General features: G+C 39.8%; 15 protein-coding genes. 6 read left to right on the forward strand and 9 right to left on the reverse strand.

Going from position 1 to position 17,489, the window contains the following annotated elements; genetic code table 11:
• Positions 1-199: 199 nt before the first annotated feature.
• Together V7K50_RS22160 and V7K50_RS22165 are read right to left on the reverse strand one after the other, a co-directional pair.
• A complete protein-coding gene (locus V7K50_RS22160; RefSeq protein ID WP_334963770.1) occupies positions 200-1,543 on the reverse strand; it encodes a tellurite resistance TerB C-terminal domain-containing protein in 1,344 nt (447 codons plus the stop codon).
• Between the two features lie 92 nt (positions 1,544-1,635).
• A complete protein-coding gene (locus V7K50_RS22165; RefSeq protein ID WP_334963773.1) occupies positions 1,636-2,985 on the reverse strand; it encodes an ATP-binding protein in 1,350 nt (449 codons plus the stop codon).
• An 87-nt stretch (positions 2,986-3,072) separates the two neighbouring features.
• Here V7K50_RS22165 and V7K50_RS22170 point away from each other — a divergent pair, with 87 nt between their 5' ends.
• Positions 3,073-3,393, forward strand: a complete 321-nt coding sequence (locus V7K50_RS22170; protein WP_334963775.1) for a TMEM14 family protein — start codon at positions 3,073-3,075, stop codon at positions 3,391-3,393.
• A 348-nt stretch (positions 3,394-3,741) separates the two neighbouring features.
• Positions 3,742-4,392: a hypothetical protein gene (locus V7K50_RS22175; protein WP_334963777.1), complete on the forward strand. Its 651-nt coding sequence runs from the start codon at positions 3,742-3,744 to the stop codon at positions 4,390-4,392.
• 637 nt (positions 4,393-5,029) lie between these two features.
• Here the strand turns inward: V7K50_RS22175 and V7K50_RS22180 are convergent.
• Positions 5,030-5,680, reverse strand: coding sequence for a PAP/fibrillin family protein (locus V7K50_RS22180; protein WP_334963779.1), 651 nt, complete (start codon positions 5,678-5,680; stop codon positions 5,030-5,032).
• An 87-nt stretch (positions 5,681-5,767) separates the two neighbouring features.
• Positions 5,768-6,391, reverse strand: coding sequence for a hypothetical protein (locus V7K50_RS22185; protein ID WP_334963825.1), 624 nt, complete (start codon positions 6,389-6,391; stop codon positions 5,768-5,770).
• 771 nt (positions 6,392-7,162) lie between these two features.
• Here V7K50_RS22185 and V7K50_RS22190 point away from each other — a divergent pair.
• Positions 7,163-7,474, forward strand: a complete 312-nt coding sequence (locus V7K50_RS22190) for a hypothetical protein (protein WP_334963781.1) — start codon at positions 7,163-7,165, stop codon at positions 7,472-7,474.
• Between the two features lie 31 nt (positions 7,475-7,505).
• Here V7K50_RS22190 and surE read toward each other — a convergent pair whose 3' ends face one another.
• Entirely contained in the window at positions 7,506-8,186 is a 681-nt protein-coding gene (gene surE / locus V7K50_RS22195; protein WP_334963783.1) for a 5'/3'-nucleotidase SurE, read from the reverse strand.
• A gap of 489 nt (positions 8,187-8,675) precedes the next feature.
• Between surE and psb32 the strand changes: the two genes are divergently transcribed.
• Entirely contained in the window at positions 8,676-9,413 is a 738-nt protein-coding gene (psb32, locus tag V7K50_RS22200; protein WP_334963785.1) for a photosystem II repair protein Psb32, read from the forward strand.
• 120 nt (positions 9,414-9,533) lie between these two features.
• Here psb32 and V7K50_RS22205 read toward each other — a convergent pair whose 3' ends face one another.
• The 3 genes from V7K50_RS22205 to V7K50_RS22215 all read right to left on the reverse strand — a co-directional run bounded on the left by V7K50_RS22205 (position 9,534) and on the right by V7K50_RS22215 (position 12,544).
• The gene (locus V7K50_RS22205; protein ID WP_334963787.1) at positions 9,534-9,917 is read right to left on the reverse strand and encodes a DUF4346 domain-containing protein; all 384 of its coding nucleotides are present in this window, start codon (positions 9,915-9,917) and stop codon (positions 9,534-9,536) included.
• 440 nt (positions 9,918-10,357) lie between these two features.
• Positions 10,358-11,539, reverse strand: coding sequence for a GNAT family N-acetyltransferase (locus tag V7K50_RS22210; protein WP_334963827.1), 1,182 nt, complete (start codon positions 11,537-11,539; stop codon positions 10,358-10,360).
• Between the two features lie 264 nt (positions 11,540-11,803).
• A complete protein-coding gene (locus tag V7K50_RS22215) occupies positions 11,804-12,544 on the reverse strand; it encodes a RibD family protein (RefSeq protein ID WP_334963789.1) in 741 nt (246 codons plus the stop codon).
• Between the two features lie 283 nt (positions 12,545-12,827).
• Here V7K50_RS22215 and V7K50_RS22220 point away from each other — a divergent pair, with 283 nt between their 5' ends.
• Positions 12,828-14,924 carry a sensor histidine kinase gene (locus V7K50_RS22220; RefSeq protein WP_334963791.1) on the forward strand — a complete coding sequence of 699 codons (2,097 nt, stop codon included), beginning with the start codon at positions 12,828-12,830 and terminating at the stop codon, positions 14,922-14,924.
• 283 nt (positions 14,925-15,207) lie between these two features.
• Here V7K50_RS22220 and nifH read toward each other — a convergent pair whose 3' ends face one another.
• The gene (gene nifH, locus V7K50_RS22225; protein WP_334798932.1) at positions 15,208-16,098 is read right to left on the reverse strand and encodes a nitrogenase iron protein; all 891 of its coding nucleotides are present in this window, start codon (positions 16,096-16,098) and stop codon (positions 15,208-15,210) included.
• Positions 16,099-16,351: 253 nt separating this feature from the next.
• Here nifH and V7K50_RS22230 point away from each other — a divergent pair, with 253 nt between their 5' ends.
• Positions 16,352-16,564 carry a hypothetical protein gene (locus V7K50_RS22230; protein WP_334963793.1) on the forward strand — a complete coding sequence of 71 codons (213 nt, stop codon included), beginning with the start codon at positions 16,352-16,354 and terminating at the stop codon, positions 16,562-16,564.
• The last annotated feature ends 925 nt before the right edge of the window (positions 16,565-17,489 follow it).

Genomic DNA, 17,489 nt, shown 5'->3' on the forward strand with positions numbered 1-17,489 from the left:
GGTTTCCCCCATGAGCGACTGCCGCGCAGAGAACACAGAGAGAATAGAAATAGATTGGAAGTCCCTAAAAGTCCGCGCAAGTGGACTTCGTTTGTGTAGCTGCGATTCCTAATCGCCAGGTATATTTGCAAAGGTGAGATGTTCGCGTAGATAAGGTTCATATTCACCTTACTACTAATGTGACGACGGCAATAATAATTTAATTTGACGAAGCATTTTTAGCCATGAGGTGTTTATATATTGCAATTATTTTTTTGACATCCGCCAGATGCTCCTGATAAACTTCTGGAATTTCCGAATCTGTATTAATTATTAATTCTCCAATAGTATCATTTGCCCGTTCATTTATAGAATCGATTAATAGATTTGGCATAGTGATATTTGCTTCGGCAATTTTTTTAATAGCACCATTGGGATTATCTTGTTCAACTATCGCTTTTAATACTTGTAACTCATATCCTGGGAGATTTTCTAGGAAATTAGTCCATTCTTCGGGTATATTCTCCGATGTATCAACTTCCGAAGTGTCAATAATGGCTGAAGTTTCAATTATTTCCGAAAAAGGAAACAATTCAATGTCATCTTCTTGGGAATTTTCAGATAAAGGCTCTGGATTAAATGTTTCTACTTGTTGGAGTAATTCCCATACTTGATTTTGTAATGAGTCTCGTTCTTCTTGCAGTAATGAAATTTGCCCTTGTAACTGCTGTAATTCGGCTTTTTGTTCTGCTATTTGGCTTTGTGAATAATTCAGGATAGCTTGGATATTTTCTCTTTCAGTTTTTGTTTCTACAAGCAATTGATTTTTTTGGGTTGTCTCAGCTTCTAGCTCTTGAATTGCAATTCGCAATTCGTATAGTTTTTCTTCTAATTGGGGTTTGAGTCTGCCTAGAAGAGTTAAATTACTTTCAACTTCTTGTTTCTCATCTTGCAGTTCAGAAATTTGACTTTGCAACTGGGTGATTTCAGCACGAGATACATTACAATTCGATTCTATACGGCGCTTTTCTGCTGTGAGAACAGAAAAAGCATTGTTCAATTCTGTTTGATTTTTATGTAAGTTATTAATTTCAGTTTGCAGACTATTGATTTCGCTTTCTAACTGCTTCTTCTGTCCGGCAAATGTTCTTAATTCTCGATGTAGACTATCTCTTTGGTTACGGCTTTCTGTGACTTGATTTTGCAGTTGTTGTGATTCAGCATATAATAAATTATGATGTTCTTCGATTTGATTGATTTCTCTGACAACACGAGCTTTTAATCCCTCCATCTCTTTAATTCGCTTGCGGAGAGAACCTAAAACAAACATTTCATAATTTCGGCGTCGCTTATCTACGAATACTGCTGCTGTATAGATAGTAGCGGCAGTAATTACACCTGTGAGAAAGGCTTTATTCAAATCCCAGCTTGGGACAAGACTAAGACCAAAACTCACACTAAAGGCAACTATCACTAGTATAAATCGATTGCTGATCATTACTGATTGCATATTGCTGCTTTTTAGGGTATTTAAATTATCAGAATAAGTAGTTTTTAAGGTCATTACCCCTCTCATAGTCGTTCTGAAATCTCTAGTTTGAGTTACTAGTGCATAACATTGTTCTGTAAATAACAAATAGATTAATTTTTTTAATGTTAAGTGTTGTCTGTATTGTTATTTGCATGAAAAAGTGTTAAATCTGCTTTTAAAAAATCAACAAACTGCCGTGCTGTACGTCCAGAACGACCATTATGGCGAGTTGCCCATTGTAATGCTTGAAATTCCAAATCTTCTTCGGTAATATTAATTTCAGCTTGGGCAGCGAGATGTTGTACAATTTTTAAATACGTTTTCTGATTGGCTGGTTCAAAGGTTAAGGTTAAACCAAAGCGATCGCTAAACGAAAGCTTCTCCTGCATCGTATCCCAGGCATGGACTTCCTCATTATCCTTGGGCGTAGGTCTATCCACAAAAAACTCCCGAATCAGGTGACGGCGATTAGAGGTAGCGTACACAACTACATTTTGAGGCCGCGCAGTTAAATTACCTTCTAAAACTACCTTCAGGGATTTAAAAGCATCATCATCTTCTTCAAAAGAAAGGTCATCGACAAAGATAATAAATTTTTGTGACGCACCCCGTAAATGTTCCACAATTTTTGGTAAGTCTTTTAAATCAGATTTTGCCACTTCCAACAAACGGAGACTGCGATTACTATATTCATTCAACAAAGATTTCACCAAAGAAGATTTGCCAGAACCGCGACTACCGTAAAGTAATACGTGCAGTGCCATCTCTCCTGATAACAAAAACTCTGTATTTTTTAGCAAAGCATCTCTTTGAGACTCGTAACCTACAAGCGCACTCAGCTTAATTGGGTCAGAATACCGGATACCGATAAACTGGCCACCTTGCCAGCGTAAAGCGCGATATTCTGCAAATAAACCAGAGCCACATTGCCGATAATAAGTTGCTAACTCTTCTACAGCATCACCCCAATTGTCTAACTCTTGTAGATATATAGCGAACTTTGTCTCTACTCCTACCAATTCTTGCCCTTTATACCACACTACTGGCGAAATCGGCATATTAGCAACGCCTTGTACCCACTCGCTTAAAGAAGCACTGCTACATTCATAGAGACTTTGCAATATTTGTAAATCGTGCTGAACTGCTGCTACTAAAGCCGGGGGTAAATCTTCAAATTCTCGCTGTTGGGCCAGTCTTGTGAAAGGATTCTCAGAGAAGAGAAGTTGAGTAATTAAGTAGTCTTCCCAGTTTTGATTTATAGCAGCCAAAGCGTGGAAGTAAATACCGTAGGCTTGGAGACAACCGCGTGCATCGGCGTTAATGTAACGTATAGCTTGCAACAGTTCCAGAAATGCCATTCCCACTTCGCCTTGCAGAACAGATTGGTACAGTAAAAGTGAGGCTGCTTGGCGCTGGAGATGTTGAACCTTTGTATATGAGGAAGTACTTGCCATTGACATCGTTTGATTATCCATCAATCAAGTGTGTGATATAGCTAAATAGCTATGGTAAATTGTCTGCTGACCCTGGCAGTAAAGTCAAAGTCTACATAGGTTTTAACAATGAATTTAAGTATAATTGCTGCTTTTGCCTACGGCATCTTAGCGATTGTTGGTGGCATTATTGGCTACATTCAGGCTACAAGTAGAGTTTCACTCCTAAGTGGTAGCATTAGCGGTCTATTACTAATACTTGCCGCTTATTTTCAACTCCAAGGGCAAAGCTGGGGTTCAATTTTAGCGCTGTTAGTTACTGGTGTTTTAGTCGTCTTCTTTGCATTTAGGCTGGCAAAAACACGTAAATTTATGCCTGCGGGATTGATGACGATTTTGGGTATGCTGGCATTGGTGGTGATGGTGAATCAAATTGTGGCTTTAAGGTAGCATCAGTCTCTAAGCAATAACCGTCCTCCTGTTTTTTTTTGACAGGGTGTGACTCTCCCTGCTTGGAATTATATTAGTACATTTATATTACTGTGACTAGCTACTTAGAACAAAGAGCTTAAGCCCCTTGTCTCACCAAGCTTGATTTTGTGCAGTTTCACAAATAATTGGTATTACTTACTGTTCTATCAAATTAACGTTGTTAAGTTACTCAGCAGGTGTAGTTCTCACCTCCAGGCTGTGTTAAATATTGTGACGTTAAACAGGAGTCTAGATACGTTGCTAAAGCTTTCTCCAGAGTCTCCTCTATTTATTGTGTTAATCATTATTAGTTTTCTAGTAGTAACTTTGTCAACTTGGTTATCATCTAAACCATTCGTTTTAAAACCATTTGGGGTTAATGATATTATTCAGTTACTTACATTACAGTTATTTATTTCTTTGTTATTAGAGCGTTCTTTAGAAGTTTTTATAACTACTTGGCGTGGCCCATTTATCGAGCAATTAGATATTAGTATTCAGCAACAAAAGGCTCGAATATCTGAACAGATAAAACTTCTGGAAACCCAACAGAAACAATTTACTTCTTTAGAATCCAATCAAGTTAGTGGACTACCACCTGAAGGAATGAGTTTAGAACAGCAAATAATTCAAAACTATACACAAAATCAACAAGACTCATTAAAAATGTTCAAGCCCCAAATTGATGATATAAATGAAAAAGAGCGCCAAAGAACAGCCTATAAATCTGAGACGCGAATAATTGCTCTATGGACATCCCTTTTATTCGGTCTTTTAATTAGCGCAATAGGTGTTCGCTCAATCGAGCCGCTTGTAGTTATTGATTTAGATAATCGAATTCAAGTAGTTATTTTCCGTTGTTTAGATGCATTGCTGACAGGAGGTTTAATTGCAGGCGGCAGCCAGGGAATCCATCAGATAATAAAAGTTTTTCCTGACTTTATGGAAGCTACATCTAAACAAATAAAAAATCAGTGATTATAAAAGAAGGCAAAAGGGAAGAAGTATTAAGCTGTCGCGCAAATAAGATTGCACAAATAGGGCGCTCATGTTGCCCACCCCACAAGAGATTTATTTTTTGGAGGATGCAAATTAAAAGATTTTTAGCTTAACAGAAAATTTGAAACTCACATTAGTAATATCTATAGGACTAGTATTTGATTTTTGAAATACATCTAAGAGGTTGTTTGAAAAGTGTTTCCCTGTGGCTTTAAGCACCTTGAGATCCCCCCTAACCCCCCTTAAAAAGGGGGGAACCAGAATCAAAGTCCCCCTTTTTTAAGGGGAGCCAGTCCGGTCTTGGGGTTTCCCCAAGTGGAGGATCTGGCGTGTCTCCCCAGGTAGAGGAGCCAGCCGCGTGGGCGGGTTTCCCGACTTGAGCGGACTGGCATCAAGTGGCATGGATTTAGGGGGATCTAAAACTTTTGATACCGACAAGAGGACTTTTCAAACATCCTCTAACAGCACTACAAGCTTGGATGGTGCGTTACGCTCTGCTAACACACCCTACAAGACTACTTAGATTTTTTTAGAAATCAAATATTATTCCTATATTCTAGATATATACTTGTATCTTCCCAGAAATAATCTTTATTTTCAAGCCAAAATCCAAAATTTAAAATTCGGTGAAATCAGGTAAATCATGGGATTTAGTAAGAATGAATAAACTTCCATCTCCACCACGTCCAATTCTTAAGGTTTCATCTAAGTAAGTAATGTCAAGTGTGGCAGTTCTGCTGGTAGGATTATTAGCTGGAATAACCTTAAATGGGTTTAATTGGGGGGTATTAATGCCAACAATCTTCTCAATCGATAGGTAGCGTTTGTCAAAATAAACGTTAATGCGTTTGTTCTGTAGAGGTTCTAAATCTTCTTTAGCTGGCTCAAAGCTAGCTGTAACTTTGACATATCCCGATACTATTCCAAGAGAATGTTTAACTTTAGCTAAATTGAAAAACAATTTATTTGCAACATCAATCACTTGATAAACTTTACCCAGTTTTAACCCCAATGGGAGGGAAGCTAAAGAGCGAATTTCTCTGGCTGTGGAGTATTGCAGCTGCCAAGCTCCCTCTAGTAAAGAAGTAGTGTAGAGAAGCGGATTGAGATTGGGATTAACGCTCTCTAGTTCCGTTGTCAATTGTTCAATTTCTTCAGCTAATGTTTTGTCTAGCTCCAAATCAGTAACGGGAGAGCCATCGCTCTTGATTTGAATGTTCTCAAGCTTGGCTTGTAATTTTTCCTTAATTAAAAGTTGATTGTTCAATGGTTGAAGATTTTCTTTTACATATCCTATTACTTTAATTCAACTTTTATGTGGTAAATGCATAAAAGTTGAATTATCTAGATGAGATTAGTCAATGAGTTGTGGGGTGGGAATTTGCGTATCGATATCTGCTTGGGAATAAGTGGGAAGCAACCAGCTACTCTCACCTGCCTTGAATACTTTGGCAGGTTCAATATTCAATTCAATTGCGCCTGTGGCTGGATTGGTTGTAGCAATAGACTGTGTACCATCAACAAACTTGACGGCGATCGCTTCAGTCAGTTCTTCTGGTTGAGCGTTCGGGCTGAGAACCACTTGAGAACCTGCGGGTAAGTAAATGCCATCGCAATCCCAATCATCATCTGTGATTGTTCCTGCGCCTAGGAAGTAGAGTTGGGTTGGAGATTTTTTGGGTTTATTGGCATAGACAGCTAACGTCTTTCCAGTTTCATTGCGGCACTGTGCCCGCTTTGTAGCTGTTTCTATGGTATTTTTCTGAGACTGCAATTGTGCTAGTCGTTGCTGGAACTGTTCAGGTGTATAGCCAGCTTGCTCTGGTGTATCCTTAACAGTTAGAAGTTGATTGAGCGCCTGAGTTACCTCAGCATAGTCAGCCCCCTTGGTAAAATCCTTACCTGCCCAAGAGGGTTGAGCAATTATCAGGTTCACCATCAATACGAGAGTGACAAGAACAATTTTGAGAAACTGCATATTTTTCTCCTTTTTTTTGAAATTAGTATTCAGTACCACTGAAACTTTACCAGATTTCAAATCATTGAAAATTTTGATCGCGATCGCACCAACAAGAGCCATAAGATTAATAGTCCTACAAGCTCTCCCCAATGTCTTAATTAGGTGGTACTGAATCCAAGGAAGTAAATTTTAAATCTAGGTTTGCGAAAATTACACTTAGGTAGATATTTGTTAGTAATGTTTAGTCAATTGTCGAGCCAAATGCAAGTAACAAGGATATAATTACTGGGACTTAATTAGACTAAAAACTTAGCTCGATTAAAAGTATCAATTTTAACTAGATTTAACTTAATATTGGTTAAGTTTTTGGGAAGCACAACTTTGGATAAACTGAAGCTAATTTTTATTAACTATATCTTAGGAGGGGTGACTAATTATTTTAGATATGTATTCAAGAATTTTGATTAAAATTTTTAATCAATTAATTACCGAAAAAATGGGTTTAGAGCTACGTGCTTCACGCAATGCTTTAAAGTAATGAGTAGTGAATATTCTTACTCATTACTCATTACTCATTACTTATTACTTATTACTCCAGAATCACCGTGGCTTCAGTCCGATGAGGATGTCAACTATAAGTAGCTAAATACAACATTGGGTAGAAGCATCAAAAAAACAAATCACACATATTATGATCATGCCAGTGTTATCTAATGTTTATACTGAGATTAATTATTTCAATTGGTATTAGGAATTTTACTAAATATCTCAAAATTAGGGTGTAAAGAAATGATTTCAGCAGGAGTCGAAGTAAAAATAAATCGCCTAGAATCTATTGTGGAGCAAATTGGGGAAGCAGTACTCTCTACAACTGAGACAATTGAACGTCTTGCAGAAAGATTGGAGACTCTCAGCATCCAAGTTGAGGCACAGGGACAGCAGGTGCAACAGCAAGGCTATCAAATTGTCGCGTTGTGTGATGCGGTACAGACTCTTACAGAATCTCACCATAATTCACTACAAAAACTCAATCAACTAACACAAACTGTAGATCGGTTTATTTGCTTAATTCAAGAATTAGATGACTCAAATAATTCGTAATTCGTAATTGCTGATAACTGCTAACTAAATGTCAAACCCTTAACTGAGTTACCGCGATATTGCCGGAAAAACATACATCGACATCGCTACCAGGAGTGCGATCGCGTTTGCCATATTCGCCTACATAATAAAAATCATCGCCTTCAATTCGATAGTTCACGGGCAAAGGTTTGGTACAGGGTTGGCAAAACACCACATTCGGATCTGGTTCTCCTGGTTGCAGATGCGGCAAATTCACATTCCAGAAGCTTCCCGGTTCTAGGGGACGTTTGAGTAAGTCCGCTAAAACTTCATCTGTCAATTTAGCGGCTAAATCCCAATCAAAATTCTGCTTGGCTTTGCGATACTGGGAAATGGCAACTCCAGGAATACCGTGCATTGCGGCTTCCCGCACGGCGGCCACTGTGCCAGAAATGTAGGCATCTACTCCTAAATTGCCTCCAGCGTTGATACCTGAAAGTATAAACTTGACATCCGTGGTGATTTGTGTTATGGCAATTCTTACACAATCGGCGGGAGTACCTGCGATCGCATATTCAGTTTCAGAACGTCGCTGAAGCTTGATAGCACGAGTAGTAGTAACTTGATGTCCACAGCCAGACTGATGATCAGCAGGGGCAGCGATAATAATATTTTTGCCGTTTACAGCTTTGAGCAGCGCTCGGATACCGGGGGCATCAATGCCGTCGTCGTTAGTTAAAATTATAGTCATGTATATATTATTGATGTAGTTTTAGCCAAAATATCAGAAAAATGCAGATATCAGCCATGAATCGGTAGAGTAAAAAAAGTTACTTGCAGATATGAAAAAATATACTAGACATCTCCAGAAATTAAATATGCGTTACCCAGAACCCTTGTACAGAGGTAGCAGTGCTACGTCAAAACAATTCTTATGTCTACTAGATTCTGCCAAAAATATTGATCATACGATATCATTTTGAGATGGTTTGCAAATTCCGCCCTAAGTATTTGGGTTAATTCCCAAAATGGGCGGTATTTCTTGTAAGTAGTAAGAGTGTTAGCAACAAGTTAATCCTTGTAACCGCCCTCAAAACAAGTTTGTGCAATCAAAAAATCCCGTAAAATATATATCTGCTGGCAATATCAGAAATTTCATCCTGTAGAAAACCGGGAACAAGGTGATTTTTGCAGTGGTTATGTAGTATTTTTGGTGCAAGTCTGTCTTAGGGATCACACGATGAAACAGCTCCTCAAACGAGTATTTAGAAGTCAAAAACACCTCATCCGGCTAATTCTACCTTTGGTGACGGTTATTTTAGCAGCCTCGCTGTTTGCCGCACCTGCTTTAGCTACAGGTGTGTATCAAATACCCAACCTCACAGCAGCAAATGACACCTGGGTTTTGGATCAAGGTGAAGTAATCAGCCGTCTGAATGAAGGCAAAATTAGCAGCGCTTTCAAGGATTTGGCCAAGCAAACTGATAAGGAAGTCAGAATTGTCACTGTTCGCCGCCTCGACTACGGGGAAACACCGGAAAGCTTCACCAATAAACTGTTTAAAAAATGGTTTCCCACAAAAGAAGCCCAAGCTAATCAAACTTTATTGGTTCTTGATACCGTTACCAATGGTACTGCCATTATTACTGGGGATCAAGTTAAGCCCTTGCTCACGGACTCTATTGCCGAGAGTGTCGCTACTGAAACAGTAAGTGTGCCCTTACGCAATGGTAACAAATACAATCAGGCATTTTTAGATGCTAGCGATCGCCTTGTCGCTGTCCTCTCTGGTCAAGCCGATCCAGGCCCACCCAAAATAACTGACAATGTACAGGTAGAAGGCACCTTCAAGAAAGCAGAAGAAACCAACCAAGGTAATGCTACTGCTTGGGTAGTAGGATTGTTAATTGCCGCCACCGTTATCCCAATGGCGACTTACTATATTTATCAGATAAATCAGCCATCATCTAATGGGTAATGCCAGAGTTAAGAGTTAGGAGTTAAGGAGTTTGGAGTTGGGAGTTTGGAATTTCTAACTCTTAGCTTTTAACTCTTAACTTTTAACTCCTCACTCCTAACTTTAATCTCACTCCTAACTTTAATCTTGAATATACTCTTGCTCTGTGACTAAAGCTACCTCAGCCCGAACAAATTCTCGACCCAGATAAGCTGCATGATTTAATTGAGTTACAGGAGAGGGCTGAATTTCTTCAAAAATCTTGACGCAAAGTTCTTTCGCTGTCCTCGCGCTAAAAGCCGTCGTTTGAGTTCGTTCTACCTTTTCTCGCGCCGGAATTACCTTTCCTGTTTCTGGATCGACAGCTAAACCGCGATCGTCAATCACATTTGTAAAATGCTTGGCATAAATTAACCTAGCATCTCGATCTAAGTAAATAATGAAATATCCACCGGGATCAAGGTCAATATGACGTTGGGAAAGTTTATCATCAATTGCGGCTAAATTTTCAACTATTAAATCCATAAGCATTATAAAAAGAAAATTTCTTTTATCAGGGTTTTTACACTATATATCAAGTGTAATTCCTATATTCTTTAGTATTATTCATATCTTTAGTATTTTTGTGAATACTTTTATTTAAAAGCTTGTAATAAATTACACTTAAAGGTTAGTATATACGTAATATTCAGATTGCGTATTTTTGCTGCATCAATTGTTATAAAAAAAACTATATACTCGCCTTGGAATGAAATTAAAAAGCCCTGCTAAAGACTTACTTCAACACGAAGAAATTATTCGGCGAGGCATTCAAGACGGTAAATTTTGACGAATCATAGCAGAAATACCGTCTCGATCGCCAACAGTTTAATTTCACAATTTTGAAAATAAGGAAAATTTGCATCTGTTTGCCGAATAATTCAGCTTTATTCGGCAAACTCTGTTACGAAAGTAGTTCCTTTTCCTCAAGCATTTTTCTCACTAAATGGCAACTCTGCATTAATCGCTTCAATCTCCTGCTGTTCGAGTTGATTTACTTCCTTAATATAGGGACGAATAATTTGTCCTAAACGATTATTGTAAAAGCGGTGCAAACTGTGATTGGGCATAGCAGGGAAACCACGGCGTTTTTTGTGACGCCCGCCCGCGCCAGGGTCAAAATTTTGGATGCCGTTAGCGATCGCCCACTCAATCGGCGTATAATAACAAGCATCAAAATGTAAGCAATCTATTTCTTGAAAACTCCCCCAATAGCGTCCATAGAGTTTGTCATCTTTAAACAAACAAAAGGACATTCCTAAAGGATAAGAGTTATCTTCCTCGCTATATGCAGCAATAAACAAGACTCGATGGCGATAATCGGTGTGTAGCTGCTCAAAAAACCTTTGTGTGAGATACTTGCTACCCCACCAACCAAATTTATCACAGGTGTCAGCATAGAACTGGTGCATCAAGGGAAACAAAGACTGAGGAATTTCATCCCCAGTCAGAGGTTGCAATCGCAAACCTGCTTTTTCTACAGCTTTGCGTTCCCGCTTAATATTGCGGCGCTGATTGGCGTTAAACACCTTCAAGTAATCATCAAAAGTTTTAAAGCCAGCATTTTCCCAGATATAGCTATGGTGCAGCCAAGTTGTAAAACCATGCCGTTCCAGGGTAGGCCGCCATTGGGGATCGACATAAAGAAAATGACACCCAGAAATTCCATTTTTGGAGCAAAAAGTGTCAATTTCATGAACCATCATCGCTGTGATTTCGTCCTCATCTTCCCCTGGGGCGATTAAGAACCGATAACCTTCGGCAGGAGTAAATGGTGTCATTCCCAGCAATTTTGGGTAATATTGAACTCCGATGCGATCGGCTAACTCTGCCCATTCGTGATCGAAAACAAACTCACCAGAACTATGTCCTTTCAGATAAAGTGGCGCAGCCGCAATTAGCGTTCGATCTCGCCACAATGTCAAGTGATTTGGCAACCAACCGGTTTTAGCCGTAGCACTCTGAGAGGTTTCGATATTGTTCAGCCACTCCCATTCTAGAAATGGCGTTTTGAGTGGCATTGCCAAAGCATTCCAGGCATTTTGGGGTACTTCAGCGATTTTGTTCGTCCAAACGACAGAATAGCGAGGCTTTAGTTGTTCCACTATTAGGGGGACTGGGGATTGGGGACTGGGGACTGGGGACTTGTACTGAGCGAAGCCGAAGTATTGGGGACTGGGGACTTGTACTGAGCGAAGCCGAAGTATTGGGGACTGGGGACTTGTACTGAGCGAAGCCGAAGTATTGGGGACTGGGGACTGGGGACTGGGGACTGGGGAGTAGAGAGTGAGGGACAACGGGGATAAGGAGAACAACCCATGCCCCATGCCCAATACCTAATACCCAGTCCCCAATCCCTTATTTAGCGTAATCTAATCTGCTGGTCGTTGCAGGCGATAGTGTAAAAACACTTCTTGTTCAACTGTATGAACTTCTATGAGTTGCAATTTGGGAGCCAAATCGGGTAAAAATCCTTTCCCATCTACCAGTGTGGGTGCGGTATTACCACCTAAAATAAGCGGGCAGACAGTTAGCCATAATTCATCAATTAAATCTAATTCCAGCAAGGAAGCGACTAATTCACCTCCACCCAAGACCACCAAGCGTGTTATATGTAGAGTGGCTAGATGTTTGAAAGCTGCGGAAATATCAATTTCTCGTGTTGGTGTTTCAAAAACCAGAATCTGCTCAAATTCTGGAGGTTGCTCCTGTACTCTGGTTTCCAGAGTACAGGAAAGCGTCTGTAAGCGTTTTTTCCATGAAAGTGCCCCCTCTGTTGTCGTGAGTAGCCAGCGTCTAACTGGTTGCTTAAAAAAGTGAATTTCCGGATTGAGGTTTGCAGAGCGTGTAATCACTATATGAAGTGGTTGCAGAGGCTTACATTCTTCTGCCCGATGTGTCACTAGAGTTGGCTCTGTTACGATAAGTGTTGTTCCGTAGGCACTCAAAGTACCAGCACCGAATAAAACGGCATCAGACGCAGCGATTTGTTTTTCTAAGTGTGCTTTATCAACCCTTGAGCCAAACCGAGCGGGCGATCGCATAAAATCTGCAATCTTGCCATCTGCACTCATTGCTAAAACAACTGTAGTATGAGGACGATCTTGCAACATTAAATTGATTTGATAGTTTTAATATTTTTGTAGATTCTCAAAAGAATCCGTGCCTGCAAGCTACTGTTTTACAATTTCACCACTGTATTCAGATGCCACAAAAATCGCTTTTACATCCAGCATACATCACTTTTTGTATAGGAAGTTTCTTTTTAAATGATAGCAATTTGTTATTTTTAAACATTGAAAATAAAATTCTGATAATTTAATAAAATGTCTCATCTAGCTGTTCTAATTACATATCTTTGCTGTTGTGGTTTGCCGATGCAAAGTGAGACACTCGATGACTAATTCCCGTCAATCTTCCTTTCGTCGAATTTTAGTAACGAGAATATTGTTGCTGTTCGTTCCAGTTTTACTGATATGCGAGCTTGTTGCCTTGAATAAGGCACGTTCTAGCATATTGAGAACTGCACGTCAAAATTTAACAGAAAGTGCCATCAGTAAAGGTGAGAGAATTGGAGATGCGATCGCCATCTTAAAAGCAAATTTGCTGACTGTAAGTAAAACAACGGTGATTCCGTCGGGTTCGCCGATACAAGAGCAAGAAATTCTCACGCAGTTAAGGCAACAACTTCCAGCCACTATTGAGTGTATCCAATTAACAAATCTCCTGAACCAAAAAATAATTGCTAGTAGTTGCGGGGATCAAGCAATTGGAGAATTGAGATCACCTTTGCCTAGTGACGGAATTGATGTTAAAGCAATCTTTCCGCCAAAGGTAGGAATGACTGGAAAAAGAAACAGCCAAAATCAACTGCAATTAGTGTTATCTGCACCAGTTTATAATAAGCGAAGAAATTTAGTTTACAGCTTAAGTATTCAGTCTGCATTTTACCAAGAAACCAGAAATCCGCCGGGATCGCTCACGGGCGCTATGGTAGTGATTGCTGAAGATGGCACAATTTTGGCGCACCCATTCCCCGCCTGGGTGGGAACTAATATCAATCAGCACCCTTATGCTTCCCAATTCAAGAGCATAATTAAAAATGCCATCGCGGGACGAAATGATTCAACAAATTTGTCTTTTATTGAGGGTAAAGAACTAGTAGCGGGCTATACATATATTGCAAATCCACTCACCCAGCAGCAGCAGGAAAAATGGATAGTCTTAGCTGTTACTAGTGTCGATAATGCGCTTTTTGGTTTAGAGGAAATCAAACTAATTCTCATCGTTTTGACAGTTGGTTTGATTGGTGCAAGTTTGGTAGTATCCCTATATCTAGCTCCTTACTTGGCACGTCCTGTTGAAGAATTGCGAGACTACGCTCTAAATATTCACTCTCATCACGCCGCACAACCAGTTCCGCACAATTTTCAAATCCGGGAATTCAATCAACTAGCCCAAGCATTAGACCAAATGGTAGAACGGCTGAAAGCTGGCGCAGAAGAACTGGAAATCGCTTGGAAAGAATCAAAAAGCGCTAACCAGATTAAAAGCCAATTTTTGGCTACAACTTCTCATGAATTGAGAAACCCATTAAATATTATTATTAACTGTATTCGCCTGGTCGAAGATGGCTTATGTGATGACCGGGAAGAAGAAATGGAGTTTCTCAAACGTGCCGATGAAACAACGATTCACTTGCTAGGTATTATTAATGATTTACTCGACATTTCTAAAATCGAAGCAGGTAAACTTTCTGTTGTCTCCACACCTATTGACCTCCGACAAATATTGTTAGAAGTAATCAATTTGCAATCAGTTAATGTTCAACAAAAGGGCTTGCAGTTGAAATGTGAGTTAGATTCTGAACTGATACCAATTAAGGCAGACGCGGGAAAACTGAAGCAGGTATTAATTAATGTGATCGGCAACGCCACTAAGTTCACCGACACAGGAAGCATCACCATTACTACAGAAATTCAATCTAGTAGTGCTAAATCTCAGGTGGTAGTCGCTGTCAAAGATACAGGTATTGGCATTGATCCCACTCAGCAGCACAAGCTATTTCGCCCCTTTGTAATGGTGAATGGCACAACCACGCGCCAGTTTGAAGGTACTGGACTGGGACTAGCGATTTCACGAAACTTAATCGAACTCATGGGAGGCAGCATTACTCTTGAGAGTGCGGGACTTCATCAAGGTACGACACTGAAAATTACCTTACCTTTGATTGATATCTCGCTATTAGCTGTTCCAGAGAAAGAAGAAAATGTCGGCGATCTGGGATTCTCCTCTGGGAATGAGGCGGCAAAAATAAGCCGTTACCCCAACCTACAGGAGTCTGGGGTAAGTCCATCTTTGGGGATCAATGAGTCTGTGAAAGTTGAGGTAGACGAAAAGAAGTTTCCGAAGTCCTTGCTGTTATTTGGGAATGAGACTTGCGAGATTCGTCTTTCACCACTACAAACTATCTTGGTAAGTCTTCCAAAATGAGGGGTTTGTGCGAATGGGACTTTCAACAGGTAATCGTCGCTGCACTCCAATTAAAAATAAAGAAGTTTGGCGTTGCTGAATACTGGTTTAAGGGACTGACAAATAAAAAACATCCCAAATTTTCTTGTGGGATGGGTGTCCCCACCCGTCCCATATTTAGAGCGCTCATGTTGCCCACCCCACAAGATGGATAATTGATTTATTGGAAATCCCTAAAAGCCCTATTAAAAAGGGAAAGGGTGGACTGTTGCCCACCCTAGACCATTATTTACTTAGCAATACTTTAGACAGGTGCTTCACTAGCAGTTTTACCAACCAGCATTGCAGCATTTTCCTCGCTTTCGAGGATACCGAATTCAATCAACAAATCTTCTAACTCTTCCATCTCAATTGGGGTGGGGATAGTCAGATTCTTGTTGTCAATGATTTTTTGAGCCAATGTCCGATATTCGTTACTTTGATTGCTGTCAGGAGCGTACTCGTTAACAGTCATCCGGCGCAATTCTGCGTGTTGTACAATGTTGTCACGAGGTACGTAGTGAATCATTTGGGTATTCAAACGTTTTGCCAGGGTTTCGATTAAGTCGATTTCCCGGTCAACGTTACGGCTGTTACAAATCAAACCACCCAAGCGCACACCGCCTGTGTGAGCATATTTGAGAACACCACGAGCAATGTTGTTAGCAGCATACATCGCCATCATTTCACCAGAGGTAACGATGTAGATTTCTTGGGCTTTACCTTCACGGATAGGCATAGCGAAACCACCGCATACAACGTCACCCAAAACGTCGTAACTTACAAAATCAACATCTTTGTAAGCACCGTTTTCTTCTAAAAAGTTGATAGCGGTGATAATACCACGACCAGCGCAACCCACACCAGGTTCAGGACCGCCAGACTCCACACAACGTACATCGCGGAAACCGGTCAGCATTACTTCTTCGAGTTCAATATCTTCTACAGCGCCGCGTTCAGCAGCCAATTGCAAAACACTTGTTTGAGCTTTACTGTGTAGCATCAAACGGGTAGAGTCAGCTTTCGGGTCGCAACCGACAATCAGAATGCGTTGACCCATTTCAGCCATTGCTGCTAGGGTGTTTTGAGAGGTGGTAGATTTACCAATACCGCCTTTACCATAGAAAGCTATTTGTCTAATCTTTGGGTCAGTCATGGTTGTGTTTCCTACAATGATTTAATTGATGAGTCGGAAGCTTGATGTGAGATATTCACCCTTGGGGCTGTAGGGAAGTAGAGTCTGTTGGCATAGATGGGTAGCGAGCGATCGCTAGACATCGTACCCTGACAAAACTGGTTATTATCAGAATATATTTACCCACGAAGCGTAGACGCAGAGACACTTGTCATCAGACATCGCTTAAGGGATAAAAAAATCTCTATCTCCTAATAACGAAGCTTTTGAAACCATGACTTCAGCATTGTCAGTTGTTATAACAGAATCCCAAATGGTTGCTCAAGCCTCAAGAGTGGTTGCAGCAGGAATTCAAATGAACGCAGATTTATTCCTTGAACCACACAACCAACCAAATTGCAATCCACTCTTAAATGGTCGCTACAACTTCTTTGATTTTGCTGATGTCAAGTCGCCAAGAATTTCTATAGCGCTTCTCGTTTCGTGATTGATGCAGCAAGATAAATTCCAGCCTAAAAGTGGTAGCGACAGATGCAGTACTATAATGCCTGCAAAGGCAACCCCTAATCCTCTGGCTTAGACAATATCTTTGTAACTTTCGACAGTATGGTTAAATTCCTGAAAATTGGGGAATTACACCATTCTGCTTGAAGTTTTCGTTCCGAAAGTCAACAACTGCTTCAACTTAGTTCGCGGTTAAAAATGAATTCTTCCGCAAGACTCAGTTAGTAAATATTCTCGATTTCTATGGATTTGTCAGGCTGTACTAAGAGTCTTTATTCCCAGACTCCAAGAGTAATTGCCTTTGGTGGTTAATGCTCTAGCTAGGTTAGCCAACTCTTATTGGCTTATACCCAGATAAATTTCCATTGACTTCAAGTTGTTACAAAGGCTACTATCCTACTCAATCTAGTTTTAGATTTTTGTTACAAAAAGATGTAGCGAATTGAAGTGGACTTACCAGAGCAAAAAAACTTTCTTGAGCTTGCCTCAAACTTGTCTTGAAGTCTTTCTGTGTTTTCACTGTTTTGATTCCTATAAAAACCATAACATACATCTCACTAATTTATTTACCAAATCTAAAATTATTTATCTACTCAATAGAACATTATCCTTAGGATCTTTAATAGTCATAAGTTACGCGCTCACAAGTTATTAGTTAGTGAAGTTATTTATCATAGCTAATTTGTGCAGTTAGATACTTTTGGATATTTGATAAAAGTATTTAAAACTAATGTTTGACAACGAAAACATAATTTCTGATTTTTACGTTCAGAATTTGTCTAGAGAAAGTAGACTAAATAACCGCCGAAATTTCATTGGGTAATATCAAGTTCGCTTAATTACCTATAATTAAAAACTCCCCCAACTCCTACGGTTTTAATGTTAAATCTTTCGCCGGATAGATATGT

The organism is Nostoc sp. (assembly GCF_036917135.1).
In the GTDB taxonomy this organism is placed as follows: domain Bacteria; phylum Cyanobacteriota; class Cyanobacteriia; order Cyanobacteriales; family Nostocaceae; genus Nostoc.